This is a genomic window from Seonamhaeicola marinus, assembly GCF_008085455.1.
In genome coordinates this window covers 1-22,780 of record NZ_VSDQ01000241.1, presented here as the reverse complement: position 1 = coordinate 22,780, position 22,780 = coordinate 1, and the positions used below count along the sequence as shown (strand labels likewise).

22 protein-coding genes and 1 tRNA gene are annotated in these 22,780 nt (G+C 34.3%); 17 read left to right on the top strand and 6 right to left on the bottom strand.

Features of this window, described 5'->3' with window-relative positions:
- Positions 1 to 69 precede the first annotated feature (69 nt).
- From FUA24_RS03330 to FUA24_RS03305, 6 genes are read left to right on the top strand one after another with little or no spacing between them, the layout of a single operon-like run.
- Positions 70 to 2,466 carry a TraG family conjugative transposon ATPase gene (locus tag FUA24_RS03330; protein WP_148540048.1) on the top strand — a complete coding sequence of 799 codons (2,397 nt, stop codon included), beginning with the start codon at positions 70 to 72 and terminating at the stop codon, positions 2,464 to 2,466.
- Between the two features lie 44 nt (positions 2,467 to 2,510).
- Positions 2,511 to 3,098 (top strand): conjugal transfer protein, encoded by a 588-nt coding sequence (locus FUA24_RS03325; RefSeq protein ID WP_148540047.1) that lies wholly within the window; start codon positions 2,511 to 2,513, stop codon positions 3,096 to 3,098.
- Between the two features lie 24 nt (positions 3,099 to 3,122).
- Positions 3,123 to 3,941 (top strand): hypothetical protein, encoded by an 819-nt coding sequence (locus tag FUA24_RS03320; RefSeq protein WP_148540046.1) that lies wholly within the window; start codon positions 3,123 to 3,125, stop codon positions 3,939 to 3,941.
- Between the two features lie 42 nt (positions 3,942 to 3,983).
- The gene (locus FUA24_RS03315; protein ID WP_148540045.1) at positions 3,984 to 4,604 is read left to right on the top strand and encodes a conjugal transfer protein TraK; all 621 of its coding nucleotides are present in this window, start codon (positions 3,984 to 3,986) and stop codon (positions 4,602 to 4,604) included.
- A 12-nt stretch (positions 4,605 to 4,616) separates the two neighbouring features.
- A complete protein-coding gene (traM, locus tag FUA24_RS03310) occupies positions 4,617 to 5,567 on the top strand; it encodes a conjugative transposon protein TraM (protein WP_148540044.1) in 951 nt (316 codons plus the stop codon).
- Positions 5,568 to 5,585: 18 nt separating this feature from the next.
- Positions 5,586 to 6,377, top strand: a complete 792-nt coding sequence (locus FUA24_RS03305) for a DUF4138 domain-containing protein (protein ID WP_148540043.1) — start codon at positions 5,586 to 5,588, stop codon at positions 6,375 to 6,377.
- A 36-nt stretch (positions 6,378 to 6,413) separates the two neighbouring features.
- Here FUA24_RS03305 and FUA24_RS03300 read toward each other — a convergent pair whose 3' ends face one another.
- Both FUA24_RS03300 and FUA24_RS03295 read right to left on the bottom strand, forming a co-directional pair.
- The gene (locus FUA24_RS03300) at positions 6,414 to 7,634 is read right to left on the bottom strand and encodes a site-specific integrase (protein ID WP_148540042.1); all 1,221 of its coding nucleotides are present in this window, start codon (positions 7,632 to 7,634) and stop codon (positions 6,414 to 6,416) included.
- Between the two features lie 230 nt (positions 7,635 to 7,864).
- Positions 7,865 to 7,937: transfer RNA gene (locus tag FUA24_RS03295), tRNA-Lys, on the bottom strand.
- Between the two features lie 143 nt (positions 7,938 to 8,080).
- Here FUA24_RS03295 and FUA24_RS03290 point away from each other — a divergent pair.
- Positions 8,081 to 8,599, top strand: a complete 519-nt coding sequence (locus FUA24_RS03290; protein WP_148540041.1) for a shikimate kinase — start codon at positions 8,081 to 8,083, stop codon at positions 8,597 to 8,599.
- Here the strand turns inward: FUA24_RS03290 and FUA24_RS03285 are convergent.
- Together FUA24_RS03285 and FUA24_RS03280 are read right to left on the bottom strand one after the other, a co-directional pair.
- Complete coding sequence (locus FUA24_RS03285) at positions 8,591 to 9,094, bottom strand: phosphoribosyltransferase family protein (RefSeq protein WP_148540040.1); 504 nt, start codon at positions 9,092 to 9,094, stop codon at positions 8,591 to 8,593. The two genes, FUA24_RS03290 and FUA24_RS03285, sit on opposite strands and share 9 nt — an antisense overlap.
- A 30-nt stretch (positions 9,095 to 9,124) precedes the next feature.
- Positions 9,125 to 9,496 (bottom strand): RNA-binding S4 domain-containing protein, encoded by a 372-nt coding sequence (locus FUA24_RS03280; protein WP_148540039.1) that lies wholly within the window; start codon positions 9,494 to 9,496, stop codon positions 9,125 to 9,127.
- 161 nt (positions 9,497 to 9,657) lie between these two features.
- Here FUA24_RS03280 and FUA24_RS03275 point away from each other — a divergent pair, with 161 nt between their 5' ends.
- Positions 9,658 to 10,632 (top strand): FKBP-type peptidyl-prolyl cis-trans isomerase, encoded by a 975-nt coding sequence (locus FUA24_RS03275; RefSeq protein ID WP_148540038.1) that lies wholly within the window; start codon positions 9,658 to 9,660, stop codon positions 10,630 to 10,632.
- Positions 10,633 to 10,708: 76 nt separating this feature from the next.
- Here the strand turns inward: FUA24_RS03275 and FUA24_RS03270 are convergent, their stop codons facing one another.
- Positions 10,709 to 11,302: an outer membrane beta-barrel protein gene (locus FUA24_RS03270; RefSeq protein ID WP_148540037.1), complete on the bottom strand. Its 594-nt coding sequence runs from the start codon at positions 11,300 to 11,302 to the stop codon at positions 10,709 to 10,711.
- Between the two features lie 298 nt (positions 11,303 to 11,600).
- Between FUA24_RS03270 and tgt the strand changes: the two genes are divergently transcribed.
- From tgt to FUA24_RS03240, 6 genes are all read left to right on the top strand, one after another.
- The gene (gene tgt / locus FUA24_RS03265) at positions 11,601 to 12,731 is read left to right on the top strand and encodes a tRNA guanosine(34) transglycosylase Tgt (protein WP_148540036.1); all 1,131 of its coding nucleotides are present in this window, start codon (positions 11,601 to 11,603) and stop codon (positions 12,729 to 12,731) included.
- Positions 12,732 to 12,790: 59 nt separating this feature from the next.
- A complete protein-coding gene (locus FUA24_RS03260; RefSeq protein ID WP_148540035.1) occupies positions 12,791 to 13,867 on the top strand; it encodes an LptF/LptG family permease in 1,077 nt (358 codons plus the stop codon).
- Positions 13,854 to 14,756 carry a DMT family transporter gene (locus FUA24_RS03255; protein WP_148540034.1) on the top strand — a complete coding sequence of 301 codons (903 nt, stop codon included), beginning with the start codon at positions 13,854 to 13,856 and terminating at the stop codon, positions 14,754 to 14,756. The genes FUA24_RS03260 and FUA24_RS03255 overlap by 14 nt, the downstream gene beginning before the upstream one ends.
- Before the next feature lie 61 nt (positions 14,757 to 14,817).
- Positions 14,818 to 15,771, top strand: coding sequence for an acetyl-CoA carboxylase carboxyltransferase subunit alpha (locus FUA24_RS03250; RefSeq protein ID WP_148540033.1), 954 nt, complete (start codon positions 14,818 to 14,820; stop codon positions 15,769 to 15,771).
- Positions 15,772 to 15,939: 168 nt separating this feature from the next.
- Positions 15,940 to 17,481: a replicative DNA helicase gene (gene dnaB / locus FUA24_RS03245; RefSeq protein ID WP_148540032.1), complete on the top strand. Its 1,542-nt coding sequence runs from the start codon at positions 15,940 to 15,942 to the stop codon at positions 17,479 to 17,481.
- Between the two features lie 216 nt (positions 17,482 to 17,697).
- On the top strand, positions 17,698 to 18,885 hold the full coding sequence (locus tag FUA24_RS03240) for an asparagine synthetase B (protein ID WP_148540124.1): 1,188 nt from the start codon (positions 17,698 to 17,700) through the stop codon (positions 18,883 to 18,885).
- Between the two features lie 9 nt (positions 18,886 to 18,894).
- On the opposite strand, the gene FUA24_RS03235 is transcribed toward FUA24_RS03240, so the two are convergent.
- The gene (locus tag FUA24_RS03235) at positions 18,895 to 19,347 is read right to left on the bottom strand and encodes a hypothetical protein (RefSeq protein WP_148540031.1); all 453 of its coding nucleotides are present in this window, start codon (positions 19,345 to 19,347) and stop codon (positions 18,895 to 18,897) included.
- A gap of 108 nt (positions 19,348 to 19,455) precedes the next feature.
- Here FUA24_RS03235 and FUA24_RS03230 point away from each other — a divergent pair, with 108 nt between their 5' ends.
- The 3 genes from FUA24_RS03230 to FUA24_RS03220 form a co-directional block, all read left to right on the top strand.
- Positions 19,456 to 19,878, top strand: a complete 423-nt coding sequence (locus FUA24_RS03230; protein ID WP_148540030.1) for a secondary thiamine-phosphate synthase enzyme YjbQ — start codon at positions 19,456 to 19,458, stop codon at positions 19,876 to 19,878.
- Between the two features lie 81 nt (positions 19,879 to 19,959).
- On the top strand, positions 19,960 to 21,018 hold the full coding sequence (locus FUA24_RS03225; RefSeq protein ID WP_148540029.1) for a helix-turn-helix domain-containing protein: 1,059 nt from the start codon (positions 19,960 to 19,962) through the stop codon (positions 21,016 to 21,018).
- Between the two features lie 158 nt (positions 21,019 to 21,176).
- On the top strand, positions 21,177 to 22,780 hold a 1,604-nt coding region (locus FUA24_RS03220), incomplete at its 3' end, for a LamG-like jellyroll fold domain-containing protein (RefSeq protein ID WP_148540028.1).

Below are 22,780 nucleotides of genomic sequence, written 5' to 3'. Positions count from 1 at the left end.
CCGCTTTACTTCATTTTAAAAAAGTTTTTCCAAAGACCATAAGCAACAAAAAACAAAGCCACTTGTATTATGAATAGTATTAACCTTTCCAATTATCATCCCATTATAGAAATCCAAGGTCATATGGTTTTTGCCAATAATGGAAATGTGGTGCTTTGTTATAAAGCTGATTTACCAGAGATCTATTCACAATCTGAATCGGATTTTGACACCATGCATGGTACTTGGTTTCAGGCCTTCAAATCATTGCCTATAGGGACGGTAATCCACAAGCAGGATATTTATAAAAAAGGGCATTATGAGGCGGACAGATTACCGAATGGTACTTTCCTTCAAAAAGCGACACACGATCATTTCAAGGGACGCGATTACCTAAAGCATAGGAGCTATCTGTTTTTTATACTGCCGTTAAACAAAGCTTTGAACAATTCAAAGTTTGTCAATCCCTTTCGGAAAATTGAAAAGGGCATCCATAAAAAGATGGATCATAATCTGAAAGAATTTGTAAACGCTGTTAACGACGCTGTTTCTTATATCAATAATGGTAGCAGGATATCCCTAAGCCAATTGGGGGAGAATGAAATATTGGAGCTAGGCCAAACCTATTTCAATGGCTTCAATGAAGGATTTGATACAAGTATTCAGCTTAAGAAAAATGACATAGAAATAGGTAATAACTTTTTTGATGTATTGGCCGTCAACAGTGAACTCTGTTTTGGTGAAACCATACAGAGTAGTAAAACCAATGACAGGTTTACTTCGGATGACTTTGTATTCCATCAAGGTTTTATAGATGGATTGGGGCTAAACCTAAATGAAAACCATATAGTCAACCAGATTATTTATCTGGATGACAAACATAAATGGAGAAAGTTACTTGAAAAGAAGATAGAGGAACTCAGTAAAAGTTCCAATTTCGGAACCCAAAACAAAGTGGTCCTAAAAAAGATTGAAGCCATTGTTGAAAAGATCAATGAAGATGATGCCTCTAGAATCATTCGGGGGCACTTAAATATCATCTTTTGGTCTTCGGAAGCCCAAGAGTTAGACAATATAGCGTCTAGAATAAAAGGAGAATTTAAGGAACTGGATATTGTGCCCTATTATCCACAAGGAGAGGAGCGGAAGAACTATTTTCTTAATTCCTTTTGCTGTTTTTCTTCCAATTTTTCAAATGAAGACCTATATGTTACGGATCTAAAGCATGCGCTATGCCTATTTATAAATAACACAAATTATTTGTCGGATACCACCGGAATCATCTTTAATGATAGGCAACATAATGTCCCGGTATTAAAGGATGTTTGGGATGAAGGAAAAAAACGGATCAAGGCTCGGAACTTTGCCATTTTTGCGCCTACGGGTGAAGGTAAATCCTTTTTGGCCAATAATATCCTGAGGCAGTATTTTGAAGACCGGGTAAGGTTGGTGATAATTGATTTGGGAGGTTCGTATTCCAAGTTCGCTAAACTGTATCCCAATAACCACATCATCCTTCGTTACGAGCAAGGAAAGAACCTCGGGATCAATCCATTCTTTATTTCTCATGAGAGCGATCTGACACCGGAGCGACTGGAAGATTTGGCTGTTTTTTTATTGGAACTGCTAGCAGAAGGCACCAAGGTTTCCAAAGCAAAACAGGTAGCCGTAAAAAAGGTGCTGCTTTATTATTACAACCAAGTAAGAACAAAGCATTCATTGGCCTCATTATATCGGTTTGTTGATGATGAGAAAGATGGCCTCATTCAACATCTTAAAATAAAGGAGGAACATTTTAGCGTCTATAACTTTTTGCACATCCTTTCCGAATACGTAGATAATGGACTTTACAGTTTCCTTTTTAATGTCGAAGAGGATCAAACCTATAAGATCGAGGACAAACGTATGATTGTCTTTGAACTGGATGAAGTCAAGGACAATAAGGAAATCCTATCTGTTATGCTAAAGCTTATCAAGTCGGCCATTCAAAGGACCATTTGGAGAAATCGGTCCGAAAGGGGGATTATACTTTTTGATGAGTTTGCCAAACAGCTCAAGTTTGACAATGTTCTGGAAAGTGTGGAATTCTATTATCAGGCCATTAGAAAGCAGAACGGTGCTATTGGAATCATTCTACAGTCCATTAACCAATTGCCTAATAATTCAACATCGGCCAGTATCTTGGAGAATACTCAAGTGATTTACAGCTTGCGGAATGAAAAGGGCTATAAAGAATTAGCAAAGCGGCTCAATCTGTCAAGCCATGATCTGAACCAGTTAAAATCCATCAGAAACAACTTGACCGGGAATCGAAAGTACACGGAAATGTTTATCAAGATCGGTAATGAGAGCAACATTTTTAGGTTGGAAGTCCCTAAGGAAGTTTACGCAGCTTATCTCACTGATGGAAAAGAAAACCAGGCCATCATGGACATTTATGGAAAAACGAATGATATGGAAGAAGCCATCAAAATATTTATAGGATAAGAATTTTAAACAGTATTTAATATTAACATTTAAACAATAAGAACATGAAGAACAACATCAAAATTAGAACCTTAGGGCTGGCACTAATCCTTGCCCTTTTAACATCAGGCCACATTGTGGCCCAGGGGATGCCTGTATATGATAATACCAATTTTATCAGTTTTACAAAATCCCTGATAGAATCTGCAAAGCAGACTTCACAACTGTTGAAGACCGTGGAGTTCATGAAACAGCAAAAGGAAAACATTGAGCAAGTAAACAATGTTATAAAACAGCTGAAAGCAGTTAGGGAATTGACACGAAACAACCAACGACTTTTTGAAATTGTTCAAAGGGATTTAAGGGAGATATTGAATTCCCCATATATAAAATCCGAGGAGGTAAGTAGGGTATCGGGATCGTTTAATTCTATTATTGATAACTCCCTCTCAGGACTGGAATATATCGAGAAGATACTTTCGAGCAATGCCCTAAAAATGACCGATGCAGAACGCGCGGAAGTTTTAAAGGACATGGAGATTAAATCAAAAGAAATGGTGGTAGAGATTGAATCCAAGACGAAGCGTTACCGTGAGATTATAGCATTCAGAAAAATGCAGGATATTATCAATAACAGGGAAGCAGAGCATTAATCAACACCGATAGCAGTTATAGTCATGGGATTAGAATATGTAGATGCTGTTTTCACTACGATAAAAGATAGTGACTTCGCCCAGTATACCATAACAGGGATGAAGACGCTTGCCATATTGTTTTTCCTGATCAACATTCTAAAGAAATACAATGAGGGCGTAGCAAACAAGGATGGATATACCTGGGGGCTGACACCTTCAGATTTGGCCAAAAATTTTGCGGTGGTGATTATCGTAATTTTTTCAACTCAGGTATTAGATGTATTTGACGGTATTCTTGTTGCTATTGAGAACCAATATAGGGACACGGCTCCAGCGCTCCTCCCGTTACAGATGCAGGATATCGACCTGGAACAGGATGTGGGTGCTTTGGAAGCCGCCAAAAAGGCCATGGCCATGTTGTATGAAGCCTTGGTTACACCATTGTATGGATTAAAGACCTTAGCCTTCATTGGAGGTATGTTTCTATGGCTTTTAGACCTGTTCATTTATCCCTTGTTTCTGGCAGAACGGTTTTTTCTATTGGGAATTATGCAGGCCTTTTTTCCATTGGTTATAAGTCTGTCAGTTTTTGAAAAGTTTAGGGGCTTGGCCTATAATTTCTTTAAACTTTATGCAGGTGTATATATGTTGGTACCGGCATTTTTTCTGGTGAATGTATTTGTGAACAATCTCTATACCCAGATCAACATCAATTTCTGGGGGAATTTATTCGGGACCGATTGGGGAAGCAATTTTTTTGCGCCGCTGTTACAATTTGGATCCATTGGATTTATCGTACTGCTAAAATTCAAACTCTACAAAAAAGCCACCTCATTTGTATTTAAACTCTTCACGGCCTAAGGTTGATTAGTCAAAAGAAAATAGAAAAAAATAAAATCTAGTATGAAAACACCCTATAAAAATATTTATAGCGTATTAAAGTTAAACCGATTTGTGGTTTTGACAGTGGTCACCGGAGCCATACTGACCTGTATTTGTTCTGTCCTCATGGTTGTAAAACTACATAAAGAAAGCGTAGAAAATGCTTTTGTAGTAAACTCAGAGGGGCACGTGATACCATTGAAGATGGTTTCCCAAAAAGAGAACCTTGAAGTTGAAATACTGGCACACTTGGAATTGTTTCATTCCTATTTCTATGGAATTGATGCCAGTAACTACGAAAAGCATTTGGAGAAGGCTTTATGGCTAGGAAATAGTTCTGTAGACGCTGTTTATGGGCAGAAGAAAGCGGATGGCGTCTACAATAGGTTGCTGCAGTATTCTTTGGTCCAACGTATTGTAAGCATAAAATCAAGGGTAAACAAAGATATTGAACCTTATGAGTTTGAAACTGTGACCGTTTTTGAAATAAACCGAGGGGCCATAATCGATACTTATGAGTTGACTACTACAGGTCATTTGATACACGTGGATAGACACTTTCCAAATAATACCCACGGCCTATTGATTACCGATTTTTTTGAAAACAAGTTAAGAAAGCTAGAGGCCAACAATTCAAATTAAAAATATTAAAAGATGACATTAGAAAAGAACAAAATAGTCTTTGCCCTGGTTGTAATGAGCGTGGTTCTCTTTATAGGGGCTTATGCAGCATTAACTTTTGGTGAGGAACCAGAATCGGGATTGGATCATAATACCTTGCCTGTTCCGGAACTCACTGATGAGCAAAAGGAATACAAATCCAAGCTGGAAGCACTGGATAATTTAAAAGAAGTAAAACAGACAAATGCTCCGAGTATTTATGAGGAGTACTTGTTGGATTCCATGGGTGTGTATGATGCAAATCTTTTGGAAAAAGAAAAGAAACGCATTGTGGACAGTATATACAATGATATCCGGTTTATTAATTCGATTGATGATGACCAATATGAGAATGATTATAAAGAAAAGCCATTGGAAAAGCGAGAGATAGAAAAAGCTAAAAGCTATCTCCAAGCGAAAGATTCAATACCTATTGAACCTAAAATAGACCTGAAGGAACTCGGCTTGGAACACCAATTGTTTTTTGCTTCAGATCCAATCAAGAATGGAAAAGAAGAAATAAGTCATACCGACAGTATCATTTACGCCCGGGTGGATGGTACACAGATGATAAAACAGAGTTATCGTTTACAAATGCGATTGACCAAAGAAGCACTGATAAATAATAAAATGGTTCCAAGAAACACTCCGGTTTATGCTTTTGTAAGTTTTAAACCCAATAGGACCTTATTGACCATTGAAAATGTTAACCATCAGCCCGTAAAACTGAATGCTTTTGATCTACAGGATGGAGCAGAGGGCATTTATATTGAAAACAGCTTTCAGGCCGAGGCCAGGCGAGAAGTAGTGGGTGATGTGGTCGATGATATTAATATTGTTGGCGTGCCACAAGTCAGCGGTATCAAAAGGATATTCAGGAGAAATAACAATGCAGTGAAGGTCACCATTGAGGATGATTATCAATTACTGCTCAAACCCTATTAATACATAAAACCTAAAACCATGAAACCATATATTATTATAGTTCTGCTCATATTATCGAACGCCATTAAAGCTCAAAAACCTTTAGATACCATTTACGCAAATGACACCAAAAATGTGGCTCTGTTTTTTAACAGTCCAATACGACAAGGTATTACAGGGGCTTCCAATTTCGTATTTACATATAATAGGGAAAAGGAGCAGTATTTTGGACTGCTACAGGCGAAACCTGGAGGAGAAAGCAATCTATTAACCATAACAGGTGATGGTCAAGTGTATTCCTATATTTTGAAATATAAGGATTCCATTTCAAAACTCAATTATTTCGTTTCTGAAAGGCAAAGCATAGGAAATGAAAAACCGGAGCCTGCCAAAAAAGTTCCAATGGAAAAAAACAGATCTGATAGTCGGATAAAATATTATCAAAAGTTTAGTGATTATCTTTTAAAAAATGATCCCAAACGAATTGCTTCTAAAAGAAAGTATGGTATCAAACTTCAATTACTGGAGCTGGTCTATGATAATGCCGAAGTTTATATGGTTTTTGACCTAGATAATAATTCGGGGATAGATTTTGAGGTGGATTATTTGAATGTTTTTCGAGTAAATGGAGACAGGAAAAGTAAATCTTCGTTTCAAAAACTTCATATGGAAGGGAAATACGAACATAACAAGCCTAAAGTGATAAAAGATAAGGCATCTGTTCAATTCGTTTATGTGCTGCCTAAGTTTGTCCCAGGTAAAAATGAAAAGATGTTAGTGGAACTTAACGAATTGAATGGGAATAGGAAAATAGTTTTAAAGCATCGCTAAAGTGAAAGCCTGACGTTAATCAGGCTTTCTATTTTTTCAAATTAATTGCTCTTTCAATCTTTTCATGTCTTCACTGATTTTCTTTTCAACCACACGGGCATAAATCTGTGTCGTTGCTATTTTAGTATGCCCAAGTAACTTTGAGACGGTTTCTATTGGGACGCCTTTACTAAGGGTGACTGTTGTTGCAAATGTGTGCCTGGCCATATGGAAGGTTAGGTTCTTTTTGATTTTACACAAATCGGCAATTTCCTTTAAATAACTGTTCAGGCGTTGGTTCGATATGCCCGGCATTAACTTTTTTGAATTTTGGGTCCTTGGATGGTTTTTATATTTTTTTATTAAATCTTCGGCCATCGGTAAAATGGGTATCTTGAAAGTTATATTGGTCTTGTTCCTTTTGGACATTATCCATTGATCTCCATCGACCCCGACCGCAATACTTTCTTCCGAAAGCTTCATGATATCCCCATAGGATATGCCGGTATAACAGCTGAACAAAAACAAATCCCTGACAACTCCCAATCTTTCAATAGAGGTGTTTAGGTTCACAATACTTACTAGTTCATCAGAAGTCAGAAATTCACGTTCCTTTTTTTCTAGGGTTGGTTTAAACTTTACAAAAGGATCCCTGTCGATCCATTCCAAATGATAGGAAAGTGTTATCATCCTACGTAGCCTTTGGATATGTTTCATGACCGCATTATTTCCTATTCTTCCTTGGTAATGGTTAGGTTGATAGGTTCTAAGAAAGCTTTCAAAACCGAGAACGAAGGCATAATTAAGATCCTGCAAATAGTAATCGGATGATTTGTACTTATCGTTAATATAGGCAATGATGTACTTCTGGCTTGTGCGGTAATGGCACATGGTTTTTGGACTTAATTTACATGCCATGGTATCGTTGTGATATTCTATTATATCACTCATGGAGTATTTCTTTTTGTCTTCTCCTAAAAACCTGGCCTTTACAAGCTGGGCCGTGACCACCCTCCCTTGTTCCTTAAGGTCCCTATAACATCGAACAATATTGGATTTTGTTTGGTCTAGATAGAAGTTTAATTCCCTTGAGGTACCGTTGTTTCCTTTGGCTTTTTGACGTTTGGGATCCCAAAACTCAATGTGAACCTTCTGTTTTAAACTTAGGTTAACTCTCCTGCCATTTACCGTTATACGGGCGTAAACGTTGGTTTCATTGTTCTTGGTTCGATTGGAATAGGTCCAAAATAGGACCGAAAATGTTGATGAGGTACGCATGTTTTTCGTCTTTAATTGTTAAACATTTAGACGAAAGTCAAAACAGTTATAATTCACATAATCAATAAGTTACAGCGATAATCGTCAACACTTTTCAAGTGATTAAAATGTTGACGATTTGTGAACTTTTATAACCAAATCATATCAAATAAAATGATGGTCTAAAAACCACAAAACCTTGCTAATCATATAATTAGCAAGGTTTTGGTTGTGGTTGTTATCCTATTTAGTGACCGGGCTGGGGCTCGAACCCAGGACCCTCTCCTTAAAAGGGAGATGCTCTACCAACTGAGCTACCAGGTCATTTTTAACTGCTCTAGCATATTGCTGTTTGCGGGTGCAAATATAACACCTATTTTTAATTAAACAATGCTTTTTTAAAATATTTTTTTGTTTTTTTGCACCGCTTAAACGTATGTTTTTAATAATCAATTTATAACGTAAAAATGATTCTTGTTTTAATTGGGTATATGGGGTCTGGAAAGTCTTCAATTGGTAGAAAATTAGTCAAAAAGTTAGATTATAAACTAATAGATTTAGATGATTATATAGAAGATAAAGAAAAGGCTACAGTAAAAGAGATTTTTGAAACCAAAGGAGAAATCTATTTTAGAAAAAAAGAAGAAGCGTACCTATTAGAACTTTTAAAGTTAGAAGAAGATGTTATTTTATCTTTGGGAGGAGGCACACCTTGCTTTGGAAACAATATGCAACACATATTAGAGGCTAAAAGTGCAAAGAGTATTTATTTAAAAGCTTCAATTGGTAAATTGGCAGATAAGCTTATTGAGAAAAAGGCAAAAAGGCCATTAATAGCTCATATTGAGACCAAAGAAGAACTCACGGAGTTTATTGGTAAACATTTGTTTGAACGCACCCATTATTACAGTAAAGCAGAACACATTGTTGTTACTGATGATAAAACTAAAAAGGAAGTAGCCAAAGAGATAATAGAATTACTCTAAAATAGCTTCGAACGTTTTTCCTTCTAAAATAACATTAACATTACTTTGAAGAGAAGTTGACAAAGAAATACCTTTAAAATCGGCTTTTACAGGGTATTTTTTATGGTTTCTGTTTACTAAAACAGCTGTTTTAAACTGTTTTAGAGGCACGTTTAAAAAATGTTTTACTCCGTAAATTAGAGTGGTACCAGAATTAAGAACATCATCTATTAATACCAAGGATTTGTTTTTATAATCATCTTCAGTAAGAGATGTGGAGATGTCAGATTGCGGATTTTTTTTGTCTATACTTACTTTACATAGTATAGGGTCTATATCAGAAATACTCTGAAGTACTGTTTTTAATTTTTTGGCTAATACGTAACCATTCTTATCAATACCAGCTAGAATAACCTCTTGTTCGTCAACATTGCTTTCGTAAATCTGAAAAGCTATGCGTCTAATTTTATGTTTAATCTCGGTATGATTTAAAATAACGTTGTCCTTAACCTCCATATGTCTGAATTAAAAAATCAAAATATAAAATTAGTCAATTTCATTATTATATTCGTCAATATCTCGTCTATCTTTTTTAGTCGGTCTACCAGTACCCTTTTTTCTGTAATAGTCTTTAGAATATTTTAATAACTCTTGTGCTTCAAAAGCCTCTTTAGGAGTTGTATCTGTTCTGTATATGTCAACCAATTTAGCGCCAACCCTGTGTTCGGGTATATCATTAACCTTTAATTGGTAATTAATTTGGTTCTTTCTTAACTCAATAACATCCATAGGATAAACTTCTCTACTAGGTTTTACTACATCTTGGTTTACTTTTACTTGTCCCTTTTTACAAGCTGTTGTTGCCAAAGATCTAGTTTTATAATATCTAACACACCATAAATACTTGTCTACACGCATATAATTATTACTAAAACTACGTTAATGTTATTATGCAAGATTATATTAAAATTGTATCTTGCGCCATCAAAAATACACATAATTAAACTTCATTGGTAATATTGATTTCTTTATTAAAACTTAAGTCTAATCAATAATTGAGTTTAAAATTTAGATTGCATATGAAATTAGAGAAAGTTAGTCTGCTATTATTTTGTTTAACATTAGGTTTTTTATCCTGTAATAACGATGATGACAGTGATGATGAAGTTGTCGTTGAAATTAGGGATAGAGGAGAACAACAGATGAAGGATAATGATTCTTTATTAGACTATTTTAGAAACCGTTATTATAATAAAAGTGCCTTTGACAGTAATCCAAATCCGAAAATTGAGGATTTAATTATCAAAGAGGTAAGAGCTGAAGATAACATTTCTGAGGATGCAGATTCTTTATTAATAAATGCCGTTGAAACCCATCAGACTAATTTTGCAGACACAGATTACGAGTTTTATATTTTAAGATTAAACCAAGGAGGAGGAGCTGCGTCTCCAACATTTGCTGACAATATAACCGTGCTTTATGAAGGTTATACTATGGATGATGATTTAAATGATTTAACAGATGCCTTCGATTCTAAAGTTACACCGTTTACCATTGACTTGGTGTCTACTATGGGCGGAGTAGTAGGATGGACAAAAGTATTCCCAACTTTTAATGTTGCTGAAAGTTTTGTTGAAAATGGCGATGGAACAATAACATATAACAATCATGGTTCAGGGGTAATGTTTGTTCCTTCTGGATTAGCATATTTTTCTGGAGTGACAACGGGCATTCCTCAATACTCTCCATTAATCTTTAAATTCGATTTGTTACAAATGCGTCAAAATGATCATGATGGTGATGGAATTCCATCATATATGGAAGATTTAAATGGAGATGATTTTTTCTCATTAAATACTGAAGAAGGTTTATTTGATGGAGATGATACCGATGAAGATGGTGTACATAACTATTTTGATCCTGATGATGATGGTGATGGTGTAGCAACAATAAACGAAGATTTAAATGATGATGGAGATCCGACTAATGATGATACAGATGGTGATGGTATACCAAATTATTTGGACCCAGATGATAAAGAATCTAAATCCTGATTGTAGAGAATTAGAATAAAAAACCATAAAAAAACCTCGCAACTAGCGAGGTTTTTTATTTATTTAAACTAAAGAATTAAAGTAGAAGTGATAAACTCAAAATTAATTGATCTGGTCTTGTGTCTAATCTATCTACATTAACACTATTGTTTTGTAGAAAAGAAGCTTCGTTATTGCTAAATCCTCTTTCATATCTTAAATCAATACCAACCTTTTTTAGGTTAAATCCTATGCCAAAGTTTAAACCAACCGAAAAATCGTTTTCAATGTTATCTATAGAAATACCATCAAATTCGGAGTCTAAAATGTATTGAAAAGAAGGTCCTCCAAAAACGCTTAAAGGTCCAAGAATTTTAGCACCAACAAGAATTGGAGCATCAAGCTTTTGCATATCAAAACTATCATTAGAATAGTCGCTTTTAGTACTAGTGTAAATGACCTCTGGTCTTAAATAGATTTTATCTCCAATTTTTCCAAAAACACCAATATGGTATCCAATATTTCTATCTGGGTTTTTAGAGTTTTCGTTAACGGAATCAAAGTAATTACCATTAGCATTATAGTTTAAACCGCCTTTAAGACCAAATCCTTTAGCTGTTTGCCCCATTGAAGTGGCAGAGATAAACACAATAGTAAGTAAAGTGAAAAAATGATTTTTAAATAGTTTCATAACTGTTCGTTTTAAGATTTGTTTAACATTATCAAAAACGTTGCCAAAACTAAATTATTTTCTTTTTAATCGAAAAGAATTCCCCGCATGCTTGTATCTGGGTTTCCATTTAAATTGTCATTCCCGTGAAAACGAGAATCTAAATAATAGAATTTTGGTTTTTGGCCCCGAGGCTAAAATAAACCAGCAAAATACCCCCGAGTCTTGCCTTTGGGATAGTTGGTTTTAAGAAATTCTTTTATTACAAACGATATCATTTTTCAGTTAATTATCTTTGTGCACTTATTAAATAAATGGAATGAAGTTTCAACTAAATGCGCAAGATGCTCAAAGTAAAGCAAGAGCTGGAAAAATAACTACAGATCACGGTGTTATAGAAACGCCAATTTTTATGCCTGTAGGTACTGTAGCCACAGTAAAAGGGGTGCACCAAAGAGAGTTAAAACAAGATATTAATCCAGATATTATTTTGGGTAATACCTACCATTTATATTTACGTCCGCAAACCGATATTATTGAAAAGGCAGGGGGCTTGCATAAGTTTATGAATTGGGATAGAAATATCTTAACCGATTCAGGAGGCTACCAAGTTTATTCTTTATCAGCAAATAGAAAAATAAAAGAAGAAGGTGTAAAATTTAAAAGTCATATAGATGGCAGTTACCATACATTTACTCCAGAGAATGTTATGGAAATCCAAAGAAGTATAGGGGCAGATATAATAATGGCTTTTGATGAATGTACGCCATATCCATGTGATTATAACTATGCTAAACGCTCTATGCATATGACGCACCGGTGGTTAGATAGGTGTATAGCACATTTAGAAAAAACACCATTAAAATACGATTATAGTCAAGCGTTTTTTCCAATTGTACAAGGAAGTACGTATAAAGACCTAAGATTACAATCTGCCGAATATATTGCGAACTCAGGGGCTGTTGGCAATGCTATAGGTGGTTTATCGGTTGGTGAACCCGCTGAAGAAATGTATGCCATGACAGATATTGTTTGTGGTGTTTTACCAGAGGATAAACCAAGATATTTGATGGGAGTTGGTACGCCAATCAATATTTTAGAAAATATTGCGTTAGGTGTAGACATGTTTGATTGTGTAATGCCAACACGTAATGCTAGAAATGGTATGTTATTTACAGCCCACGGAACAATAAATATAAAAAATAAAAAATGGGAAGATGATTTTTCTCCTATAGACGAAATGGGCATCACTTTTGTTGATACAGAGTATAGTAAAGCTTATTTGCGTCATTTGTTTTCTGTAAATGAGTTACTTGGAAAACAAATAGCAACGATACATAATTTAGGCTTCTATTTATGGTTGGTTAGAGAAGCTAGAAAACATATATTAGCAGGAGATTTTAGAACCTGGAAAGATACAATGGTAAAACAGATGGATAAACGTTTATAATCCATTTAATAAGAAACAAAAACCCATTATTTACTCTCCTTAGGAGAGGTTAGGAGAGGATGAAGATACTAGATTGGTACATACTTAAGCGCTATTTAATGACATTTACAATGATGTTATTGCTGTTTATTCCTATTGGAATTACAGTACATTTAGCCGAAAAAATTGGTAAAATATTAGATAGCGATGCGTCTATGCCTGAGATACTTCAGTATTTTTTAGATTTTACCATTTACTTCGCCCATTTATTGTTTCCTTTATTTTTATTCTTATCGGTAATTTGGTTTACGTCAAAACTTGCAAACAATACTGAAATTGTAGCTTTTTTAAGTTCGGGAGTATCTTTTACTCGTTTTCTAAGACCTTATCTAATAGGCGCTACAATTGTTGGTTTGTTTTCTCTTTTACTAGGAATGTATTTAGCACCAAAAGCCAGTGAAGGCTTCAATGATTTTACGTATAAGCATTTAAAAAAGAGCAAAAAAGCTATAGATAATGTTAACGTTTTTAGACAAATAAATGATAACGAAATTATTTATGTAAGTAGCTTCAATACTAAAAATAATTACGGAAGTAATTTTACACTTGAACATTTTGAAGGTAACAAGCTTAAATACAAAATAACAGCTAATACCATTAAGTATGTGCCTGAAGATACAATATACAGGCTAATAGAATATACGAAAAGAGATGTATTAGACCACGAAGATAAAATTGAATCACTTAGACGAAAGGATACACTTTTCGATTTTAAAGTTGAAGACCTTATTCCAGTTATTTATGCCGCCGAGACTAAGGATTACGGAGACTTAAAACGATTCATTGAGGCAGAAGAAGCTAAAGGTTCAGCTCATGTTGGTAGATTTCAATTAGTGCTGTATCGCAAATGGAGTTTACCTGTATCTGTATTTATTCTAACCATTATTGCTGTGGCTGTTTCTTCTATTAAAAGGAGAGGAGGTATGGGGGTAAATTTAGCCTTAGGTATTTGTATAGCAATGGTATTTGTTTTCTTTGATAAGGTTTTTGGAGTAATGGCAGAACAATCAGATTTTCCACCCTTAATTGCGGTATGGTTTCCAAATTTCATTTTTGGTATTTTAGCGACTTACCTTTTGTATAATGCCAAGCGTTAAGTTTAAGAACTATTTACACCTTCATATTTTAGTTGTAATAGCAGGTTTTACCGCTATTTTAGGAGAGCTTATTACCATTAAAGCAATTCCTTTAGTATGGTACAGAATGCTTATAGCAACAATTTTAATGTTTATCTACATTAAAGTTGCTAAGGTTAGAATCAGTATTAGACCCAAATCCATTGTTAAACTATCAATAGCCGGAATTCTTATAGCAGCACATTGGATTACCTTTTTTGCTGCTATAGACGAATCTAACGTTTCTATTACACTGTCCATGTTTTCAACGGGAGCATTTTTTGCTTCAATTATAGAACCAATTGTTTACAAAAGAAAAATCATTTGGTATGAAATGCTATTAGGTATACTTGTGATATTGGGTGTTTTCATAATAACTCAAAGTGAAATGGAATACCTCACAGGCATTATACTTGGTATTTCTTCAGCATTTTTATCGTCATTATTCGCAGTTCTAAATGGTAGTTTTTTAAAACAACACTCGGCAACTACAATATCATTTTATGAATTTTTGAGCGGAGTTTTCTTTATAACCATATACATTATTTTATTCGAAGGAGGCTTTAATGCAGCATTCTTTAATATTCCAATTTACGACTATATGTATTTGTTCATTTTAGCATCAGTTTGTACGGCATATGCTTTCATCGCATTAGTGTATGTAATGAAACTCATTAGCCCATATACGGTAGTTTTAACCTATAATTTAGAACCTATTTATGGTATTTTACTTGCACTCCTGTTGTTCCCGGAAAAGGAAAAGATGAGTCCTTATTTTTACTACGGAGCTATTGTTATTATTACAACCGTATTACTTAATGCTGTTTTAAAAAACTCAAGAAAACTAAAAAGAAAAAAACTTAGAGGTTAAACAAGTATAAAGTTTTTATATTTGCAGACTAACCAAAGATAATAGCATAAATAAAATTCTTATGGAATATTTAGAATTTGAGCTTCCAATAAAAGAACTAGAAGAACAACTTCAAAAGTGTAAAGTAATAGGAGAGGAAAGTGAAGTTGACGTTACGGAAACTTGTTCTCAAATAGAAAAGAAGCTTACAGATACTCAAAAAGATATTTATAAAAACTTAACACCTTGGCAAAGGGTGCAGTTATCACGTCATCCTAACAGACCTTATACCTTAGATTATATCAACGCTATCTGTGGTGATACATTTTTAGAGTTACATGGCGATAGAAATGTGAAAGACGATAAAGCAATGGTTGGTGGTTTAGGTAAAATCGGAGACCAAAGTTTTATGTTTATTGGTCAGCAAAAAGGCTACAATACAAAGACAAGACAGTATAGAAACTTTGGTATGGCTAACCCAGAAGGTTATAGAAAAGCGTTACGTTTAATGAAATCGGCCGAAAAATTTGGGATTCCTGTAGTAACGTTTATTGATACTCCTGGTGCGTATCCTGGTCTTGAAGCAGAAGAACGTGGACAAGGCGAAGCTATTGCAAGAAACATTTTAGAAATGTCGCGTTTAAAAGTACCAATTATAGCTATTGTTATAGGTGAAGGAGCTTCTGGTGGAGCTTTAGGAATTGGTGTTGGAGACAAAGTGCTAATGTTAGAAAATGCCTGGTATTCTGTTATTTCTCCAGAAAACTGCTCGTCTATTTTGTGGCGTAGCTGGGAGTATAAAGAACAAGCTGCAGAAGCACTTAAACTTACAGCAACCGATGCCAAGAAAATAAAAGTTGTAGACGAAATTATAAAGGAACCTTTAGGAGGAGCACATAGAGATAGAGAAAAGACATTTTCTACTGTAAGTGCCAAAATACTTAAAACATATGAAGCCTTAAAAAACTTATCACCAAAAGATTTGGTTTCAGAGCGTATGGATAAATATGCTAATATGGGAGTGTTTAAAGGCTAATCCTTTTAAAACCTATAAATATAAAAATCTGAAGTGCGATCTTCAGGTTTTTTTTATGCTTATTCACAATATTTTTAAGTTATTAACAGTTGAATTGTTAACTGTTAGTGGAAAATCGAATGTTACCTAATTGTTAATTACGTTACCTTTTTAGTTACTTTAGTAGTCATGAAACAACCTAACCAAGTTAAAGGATATAAAGTAGATAAGAGCACCCTAATCAACCTTGAAAAAGGGAAAATACCGCCTCAAGCTATTGATTTAGAGGAGGTTGTGTTAGGAGCTATGATGATAGATAAAAAAGGTGTAGATGAGGTTATTGACATTTTAAGTGCGGAAGCATTCTACAAAGAAGGGCATCAACATATATTCGAGGCTATTTTTCAGCTGTTTGAAAATAGTGAACCAATAGACTTATTAACCGTTTCTACGCAATTAAAGAAGAATGCAAAGTTAGAAATGGTTGGTGGCGATTTTTACCTTATTTCTTTAACTCAGAAAGTGGCTTCTTCGGCACATATTGAGTTTCATGCTAGAATAATTTTACAGAAGTTCATTCAACGAAGTTTGATTAAAATTTCGAACGAAATTATTGAAGATTCATACGATGAGACAAAAGATGTTTTTGATCTTCTGGATAAGGCAGAATCCAAACTTTACGAGGTTACTCAAGGAAATATTAAAAAATCCAGTGAGTCTGCTCAAGACTTAGTTATTCAGGCCAAAAAGAAAATAGAAGAGATTTCTAATAAAGAAGGGCTTAGTGGTATACCAACAGGCTTTACTAAATTAGATAAGCTTACTTCGGGTTGGCAACCTTCAGATTTAATTATTGTAGCTGCAAGACCTGGTATGGGTAAAACAGCTTTAACACTATCTATGGCAAGAAATATTGCCGTAGATCAAAATATTCCTGTTGCTTTTTTCTCATTAGAGATGGCTTCAGTACAGTTAATTACACGTCTAATTTCCAGTGAAACAGGATTGTCTTCAGAGAAATTACGAACTGGTAAGTTAGAAAAACATGAATGGGAACAACTTAATGTAAAGGTAAAGGGGTTAGAGAAAGCGCCGCTTTATATTGATGATACACCATCACTTTCTATATTCGATTTAAGAGCGAAAGCCCGTCGTTTGTCATCTCAACACGGTATTAAACTTATCATTATAGATTACTTACAGCTTATGACAGGTGGTAGCGCCCATGGCGGTAACAGGGAGCAGGAAATCTCAATGATTTCTAGAAACCTTAAAGCTTTAGCTAAGGAACTTTATGTTCCAGTTATTGCGTTATCGCAGTTATCTCGTGCTGTGGAAACTCGTGGAGGAAGCAAACGACCTTTATTATCCGATTTACGTGAATCTGGTGCAATTGAGCAGGATGCAGATATCGTAAGTTTCATTTACAGACCAGAGTACTATAAAATTGATGAATGGGATGATGAAGAGCGTTCACCAACAGAAGGTCAAGCGGAGTTTATTATAGCAAAGCATAGAAATGGTGGTTTAGAGAACATTAGATTGAAGTTCTTAGGACATCTTGGTAAATTTGATAACCTTGATGATTTTGATTCTCCATTTGAGTTCCACTCAAAAATGAATGCTGCAGCAAATGATGATACGTTTAAGCCAGATGGATTTACCGCTACTCCAGATCAGGCATTCGGTAGCTCATTTAATGAAGAAGATGACAATGATGTGCCATTTTAATTTTTAGTTTTTGAGGTAGATTAGTCTTCTCCAAACAAAAAGTTAAACAATTTCATTTAGATATTTTTTTAAGTATCTTCATCAAATAATTAATTGTCGTTTCGAGCAACGCAAGAAATCTCATTAAAGATAGTCCCAATTTTGAAAAAAATATTTTCTGCAATACTATTTCTTTTGATTTCCATAAATGCCTTTGCATCCTATGTACTTATTCCAATGGATGCCGAAAGCCAAAAAAATCATTTGAAAGCTTATGGTATAACATATTGGACACTAAACAAAGATTTAAAAGTTAAATGGCTACTTAACTATAGAGGCGGCTCTTTCTTGTTACCAGACACAGAAGAAATTCAAAAAGAATGTCAGATAAGAGGTGTTTCTTTTGAATTGATTTCTTCAGGAATGGCAGAATCAATTCTGCAAGAAATAAGCAGTCCAAGTAAAAACATGGAAGCTGTGGTCTTGGAAAAAGCACCCAAAATAGCAGTTTACACTCCAAAAGGAAAACAACCTTGGGATGATGCCGTTACCATGGTATTAACCTATGCCGAAATACCTTATGAAACTATATATGACGAAGAAGTGTTAAATGATAATTTATTGCTCTATGATTGGTTACACTTGCATCATGAAGATTTTACTGGGCAATACGGTAAGTTTTATGGAGCTTATAGAGCGGCATCTTGGTATATCGAAGCAAAAAAGTCTGCAGAAGCACTAGCTCAAAAACTAGGCTATGATAAGGTATCGGACCAAAAACGAGATGTGGCCTTAAAAATTAGAGATTATGTAGTTGGAGGAGGATTTATGTTTGCAATGTGCAGCGCTACAGATAGTTTTGATATTGCCCTATCGGCAGAAGATATAGATATTTGTGAGCCTATGTTTGATGGAGATGGAAGCGATGCAGGATATCAAAATAAAATTGATTTCAATAAGACCTTTGCCTTTAAGGATTTTACTTTGGAGAGAAGTCCTATTGTCTATGAATTCTCTTCTATAGATATGACAAGAAAACGTAGGGAAGTTACTAAAACAACCGATTATTTTACCCTAATGGAATTCTCAGCTAAATGGGATCCAATTCCCACTATGTTATGTCAAAATCATACAGCACTCGTAAAAGGATTTATGGGGCAAACAACTTCTTTTACTAGAGAAGAAATAAAATCTAATGTTTTAGTAATGGGCGAGACTAAAATAAATGGTGAAGCAAAATACATCCACGGAATTAAAGGAAAAGGTTTTTTTACCTTTTACGGCGGACATGACCCCGAAGATTATCAACATAGAGTAGGGGATGCTAAAACAGAACTAGATTTGCACCCAACATCACCGGGGTATAGACTTATTTTAAACAATGTATTATTTCCTGCAGCCAGAAAAAAGAAGCAAAAAACTTAAAAGGCTAATTTAGATTTCAACAACACTCGTTGTTATTTTAAACGTATACACAAAACCGTCTGTAATAGATCCCGTAGATAAGTTATTTTGATTAATTGTTAAAATGGTAGTATCGGTTTCGGAGGTATAAATCTCACCAAATTCATTAACATCTAAAATCGTATAAACTTTAGAATTCGATTCAATTAAGTAAAAGTCATAAGTGCCCGTATCCAGACCATCAATTAAAGTATCATCAGTATTTGAGTTTTCAACATACAATAAGTTATTAAATTGGTCATAATTCCAAATAATATCTCCCACATTAAAATCAACATCAACACCCGCAACACCGCCACTTACATTAATTAGGTTCCAATGTTTAAGTGTAATTTGTGTAGGTTCATTACTATTATCATTCTCCAAGCTACAGCTGGAAATTAATAAAAAAAATACGCCAATAATTAAAATGCTTCTTTTCATAGTATTTAATTTAGTCTTTAGTATCTAGATAACAATTGCTAAGAAAGGTTGCGTGAAACTTTAAAAATAATGTTACCTTCTGTATTTTCGTTAAGCAATAAAGTTAACATGAAATTTTTTCAAGAACAAATCAAGCTAAAAGCCTACTCCAGAGGTTTTCATTTAATATCAGATGAAGTTTTAAGTGCATTACCTCAGATTAGAAACATTGAAATTGGTCAGCTACAAGTATTTATTAAACACACTTCTGCAAGTTTAACCATAAATGAAAACGCAGACTACACGGTTAGAACCGATTTTGAAAGCCATTTCAATAAAATGGTACCCGAAAATGCACCATATTACCAGCATACTTACGAAGGATCAGATGATATGCCTGCGCACATAAAATCCTCTTTATTGGGAGCATCTGTACAAATACCTATTTCAAATGGTAAACTAAACCTAGGCATTTGGCAGGGTATTTATTTATGCGAACACCGAGACTACGGAGGAGAGAGAAATTTAGTTGTTACGGCTTTTGGGGTCTAATGTATTGTTAACAATAAAGCGTACAAAAAAGAATATTAAATTGTTGGATTTTCCTATTTTCGTCAACTCTAAGTCGGAATAATGCTATTAAAAAGATTAACTAATTGGTTTAATACTTCAAAACAATACTTTTTTGTTTATAAGGAAGGATTCTTTAATTTATCATATTTATCTAATTCACCAGAGCTAATAATTCGGAGTTCTGAAAGAATGCCTTTTATGAAGGTAGATAGGGAAAAGCAAATGCTTTATCTAGACACTCCTTTTGTTAACGGAAATTGCTTCTTTGCAGAATTAGAAGAAGGTTTATGGATACTTAATCCTAAGATGTATTACAAGAATAATGTATCATATAGGCCTATATATGATGAGTTTTTACCATCTAATTACTATTGTTTAACGTTTAATTTTGTAGAAAACGAATATGACTCGGATTTTTTTGAGTCTAATTCATACAAAGTGGAAAATCAATCATTATCATTCATTCAGCCTAAAGGGGACTTTTTACATTGTCATTTTAAAGGCTCAGAAGAGAGAATGTACATTATTTACTTTAATGAGGAATGGGCAGATAAAAATATTCTTAATGCACCAAATGTATTACCCGAAACTCTCGATTTGTTTACCAATTCTAATAAAAAATTTATAAACCTAAAGTATAATGACAACTTCTTTGGGGAAATAATACAAAACTTCGATTTTACTTTTAGCAATTCTCATAAACCAGATTTTTTCGTTTTAAAAAAACTCACATATAATATTTTAGATACCTTTTTTAATAAAGTAGGGTATATCGAGGGCTTAAAGTTTAATAACTTAAAACTTAAAGATCACATTATCATAGAAAAGGTAGAACATTTTTTAATGGGAAGTTTATATGGAAAGTTTCCGGGAATAGACCATATTTCGGAAAAATTTAAAATTTCGCCTACTAAGCTTAAAGCAGATTTCAAAAAAATGTATGGCATATCTCTCTTTAAGTACTTTCAAAATAAGCAAATGGATTCCGCTTATGGTTATATTGAAACCAATGAGTTATTTATTAAAGATGTGGCTCAGAAATTTGGTTATGAAAATGTAAGTAAGTTTACTAAAGCATTTCAAAAGAGGCATAATGTACTTCCTTCACATGTAAAATAAGCTTAAACATTAGTTTTTTTACATTTAATCTGTTATTAAGGGCTTTTAAAAGAATTTTTTTGTCTTAAAATGTCTTATTGGGCTATTATTTTCTTTTCGGGATATTATTGTAATTAGATGGTTAAATAGTTTCGCTTCATAATTTTAAACCAAATTTTATGAAGAAAACACTACTAATTTTTAACTTTTTCTTGATGGTAACCTCCATAGGATTCTCACAAGAAGGCTCACACTTAAATTTTGATGGAGTAAATGATCAAGTAAATATTGGTAACAGTATGAATTCAGCTCTTTCTGGTGTTACAGAATTTACAATTGAGGCGGTAGTAAGACCAGAAACAATTTCAGGTTTAGGTGTAATAGTTGGTAATTACAATACAGGAAGTGGCGGTATGCAATTTCTTTTGCGAAGAGATTTGAATAGATATAATTTTTTAATTGATGATGGAACTGGACTTATACAGGTAGATTTTGAAGCAGCTCAAGTCAACCAATGGACTCATATAGCTGGGGTATTAGATGGTTCAGAAATAAGAATTTATATTGATGGTGTTTTACAAGATACAACAATTGGAGTAGCAGGCTCTGGCTTTCCTAATAACACAAATCCAATTCTCATAGGGAGAAATAATATAAATGAGAATTTTGATGGAGATATAGATGAAATCCGTATTTGGACAGTTGCAAGAACCCAAAGCGAAATTAACAGCAATAAAGATTCTGAGCTTTTAGGTAATGAAGCAGGCTTATTAGCATATTATAACTTTAATCAAGGAAATGCTGGCGGCAACAACAGTACGGAGACTACATTGAATGATATTACTTCTAATAATTATGATGGTACATTAGGCAATTTTGCTCTAACGGGGACAACTTCAAATTGGTTAGAAGGCTCTCCAGTCCCAAACATTACTAATGCATTAAACTTCGATGGAATTAATGATCAAGTCAATTTAGGAAATAATATGAATAGCTTACTTGAAGGTATTAATACGTTTACAGTTGAAGCGTTTGTAAGACCAGAAACCACTAGTGGATTAGGTGTTGTTGTTGGAAACTATGCCACTGGTAATAATAACATGCAGTTTGTTTTAAGACGTGATTTAGAAAGGTATAGTTTTATAATAAACGACGGGTCTGGACTTAAACAGGTTGATTTTGAAGCAGCTCAGGTAGGTACTTGGACTCATGTAGCAGGAGTTTGGGATGGTTCGGAAATGCGAATATATATAGATGGTACATTAAAAGATACTACTACAGGTGTAATTGGGGCGGGTTTAATAGCCAATAATAACCCAGTAACTATGGGTAGAAATAATATAAATGAGAATTTTGACGGAGATATTGACGAGGTTCGTATTTGGACAGTAGCTAGAACGCAAAGCGAAATAAATACCAGTAAAAATACTGGACTTTTAGGAAGTGAATCTGGGCTTTTGGCATATTATAACTTTAATCAAGGTATTCCTGGAGGCAATAATATAAGTGAAGTAACATTAAATGATCTCGCACAAAACTCATATAATGGAACTTTAACAAATTTTACTCTAACAGGTAATACCTCAAATTGGGTAAGTAATCAATGTGCTAGTTTAGCCGCATCAATAAGTTCTCAAACAAACGTAAGTTGTAACGGTCTATCAGATGGAGGAGCAACGGTAACAGCTTCAGGAGGAGCTGCTCCATATACCTATGTATGGAGTAATGGCGCAACTACAGCTGGTATCTCAGGAGTAGCCTCAGGAACATATACGGTAACAGT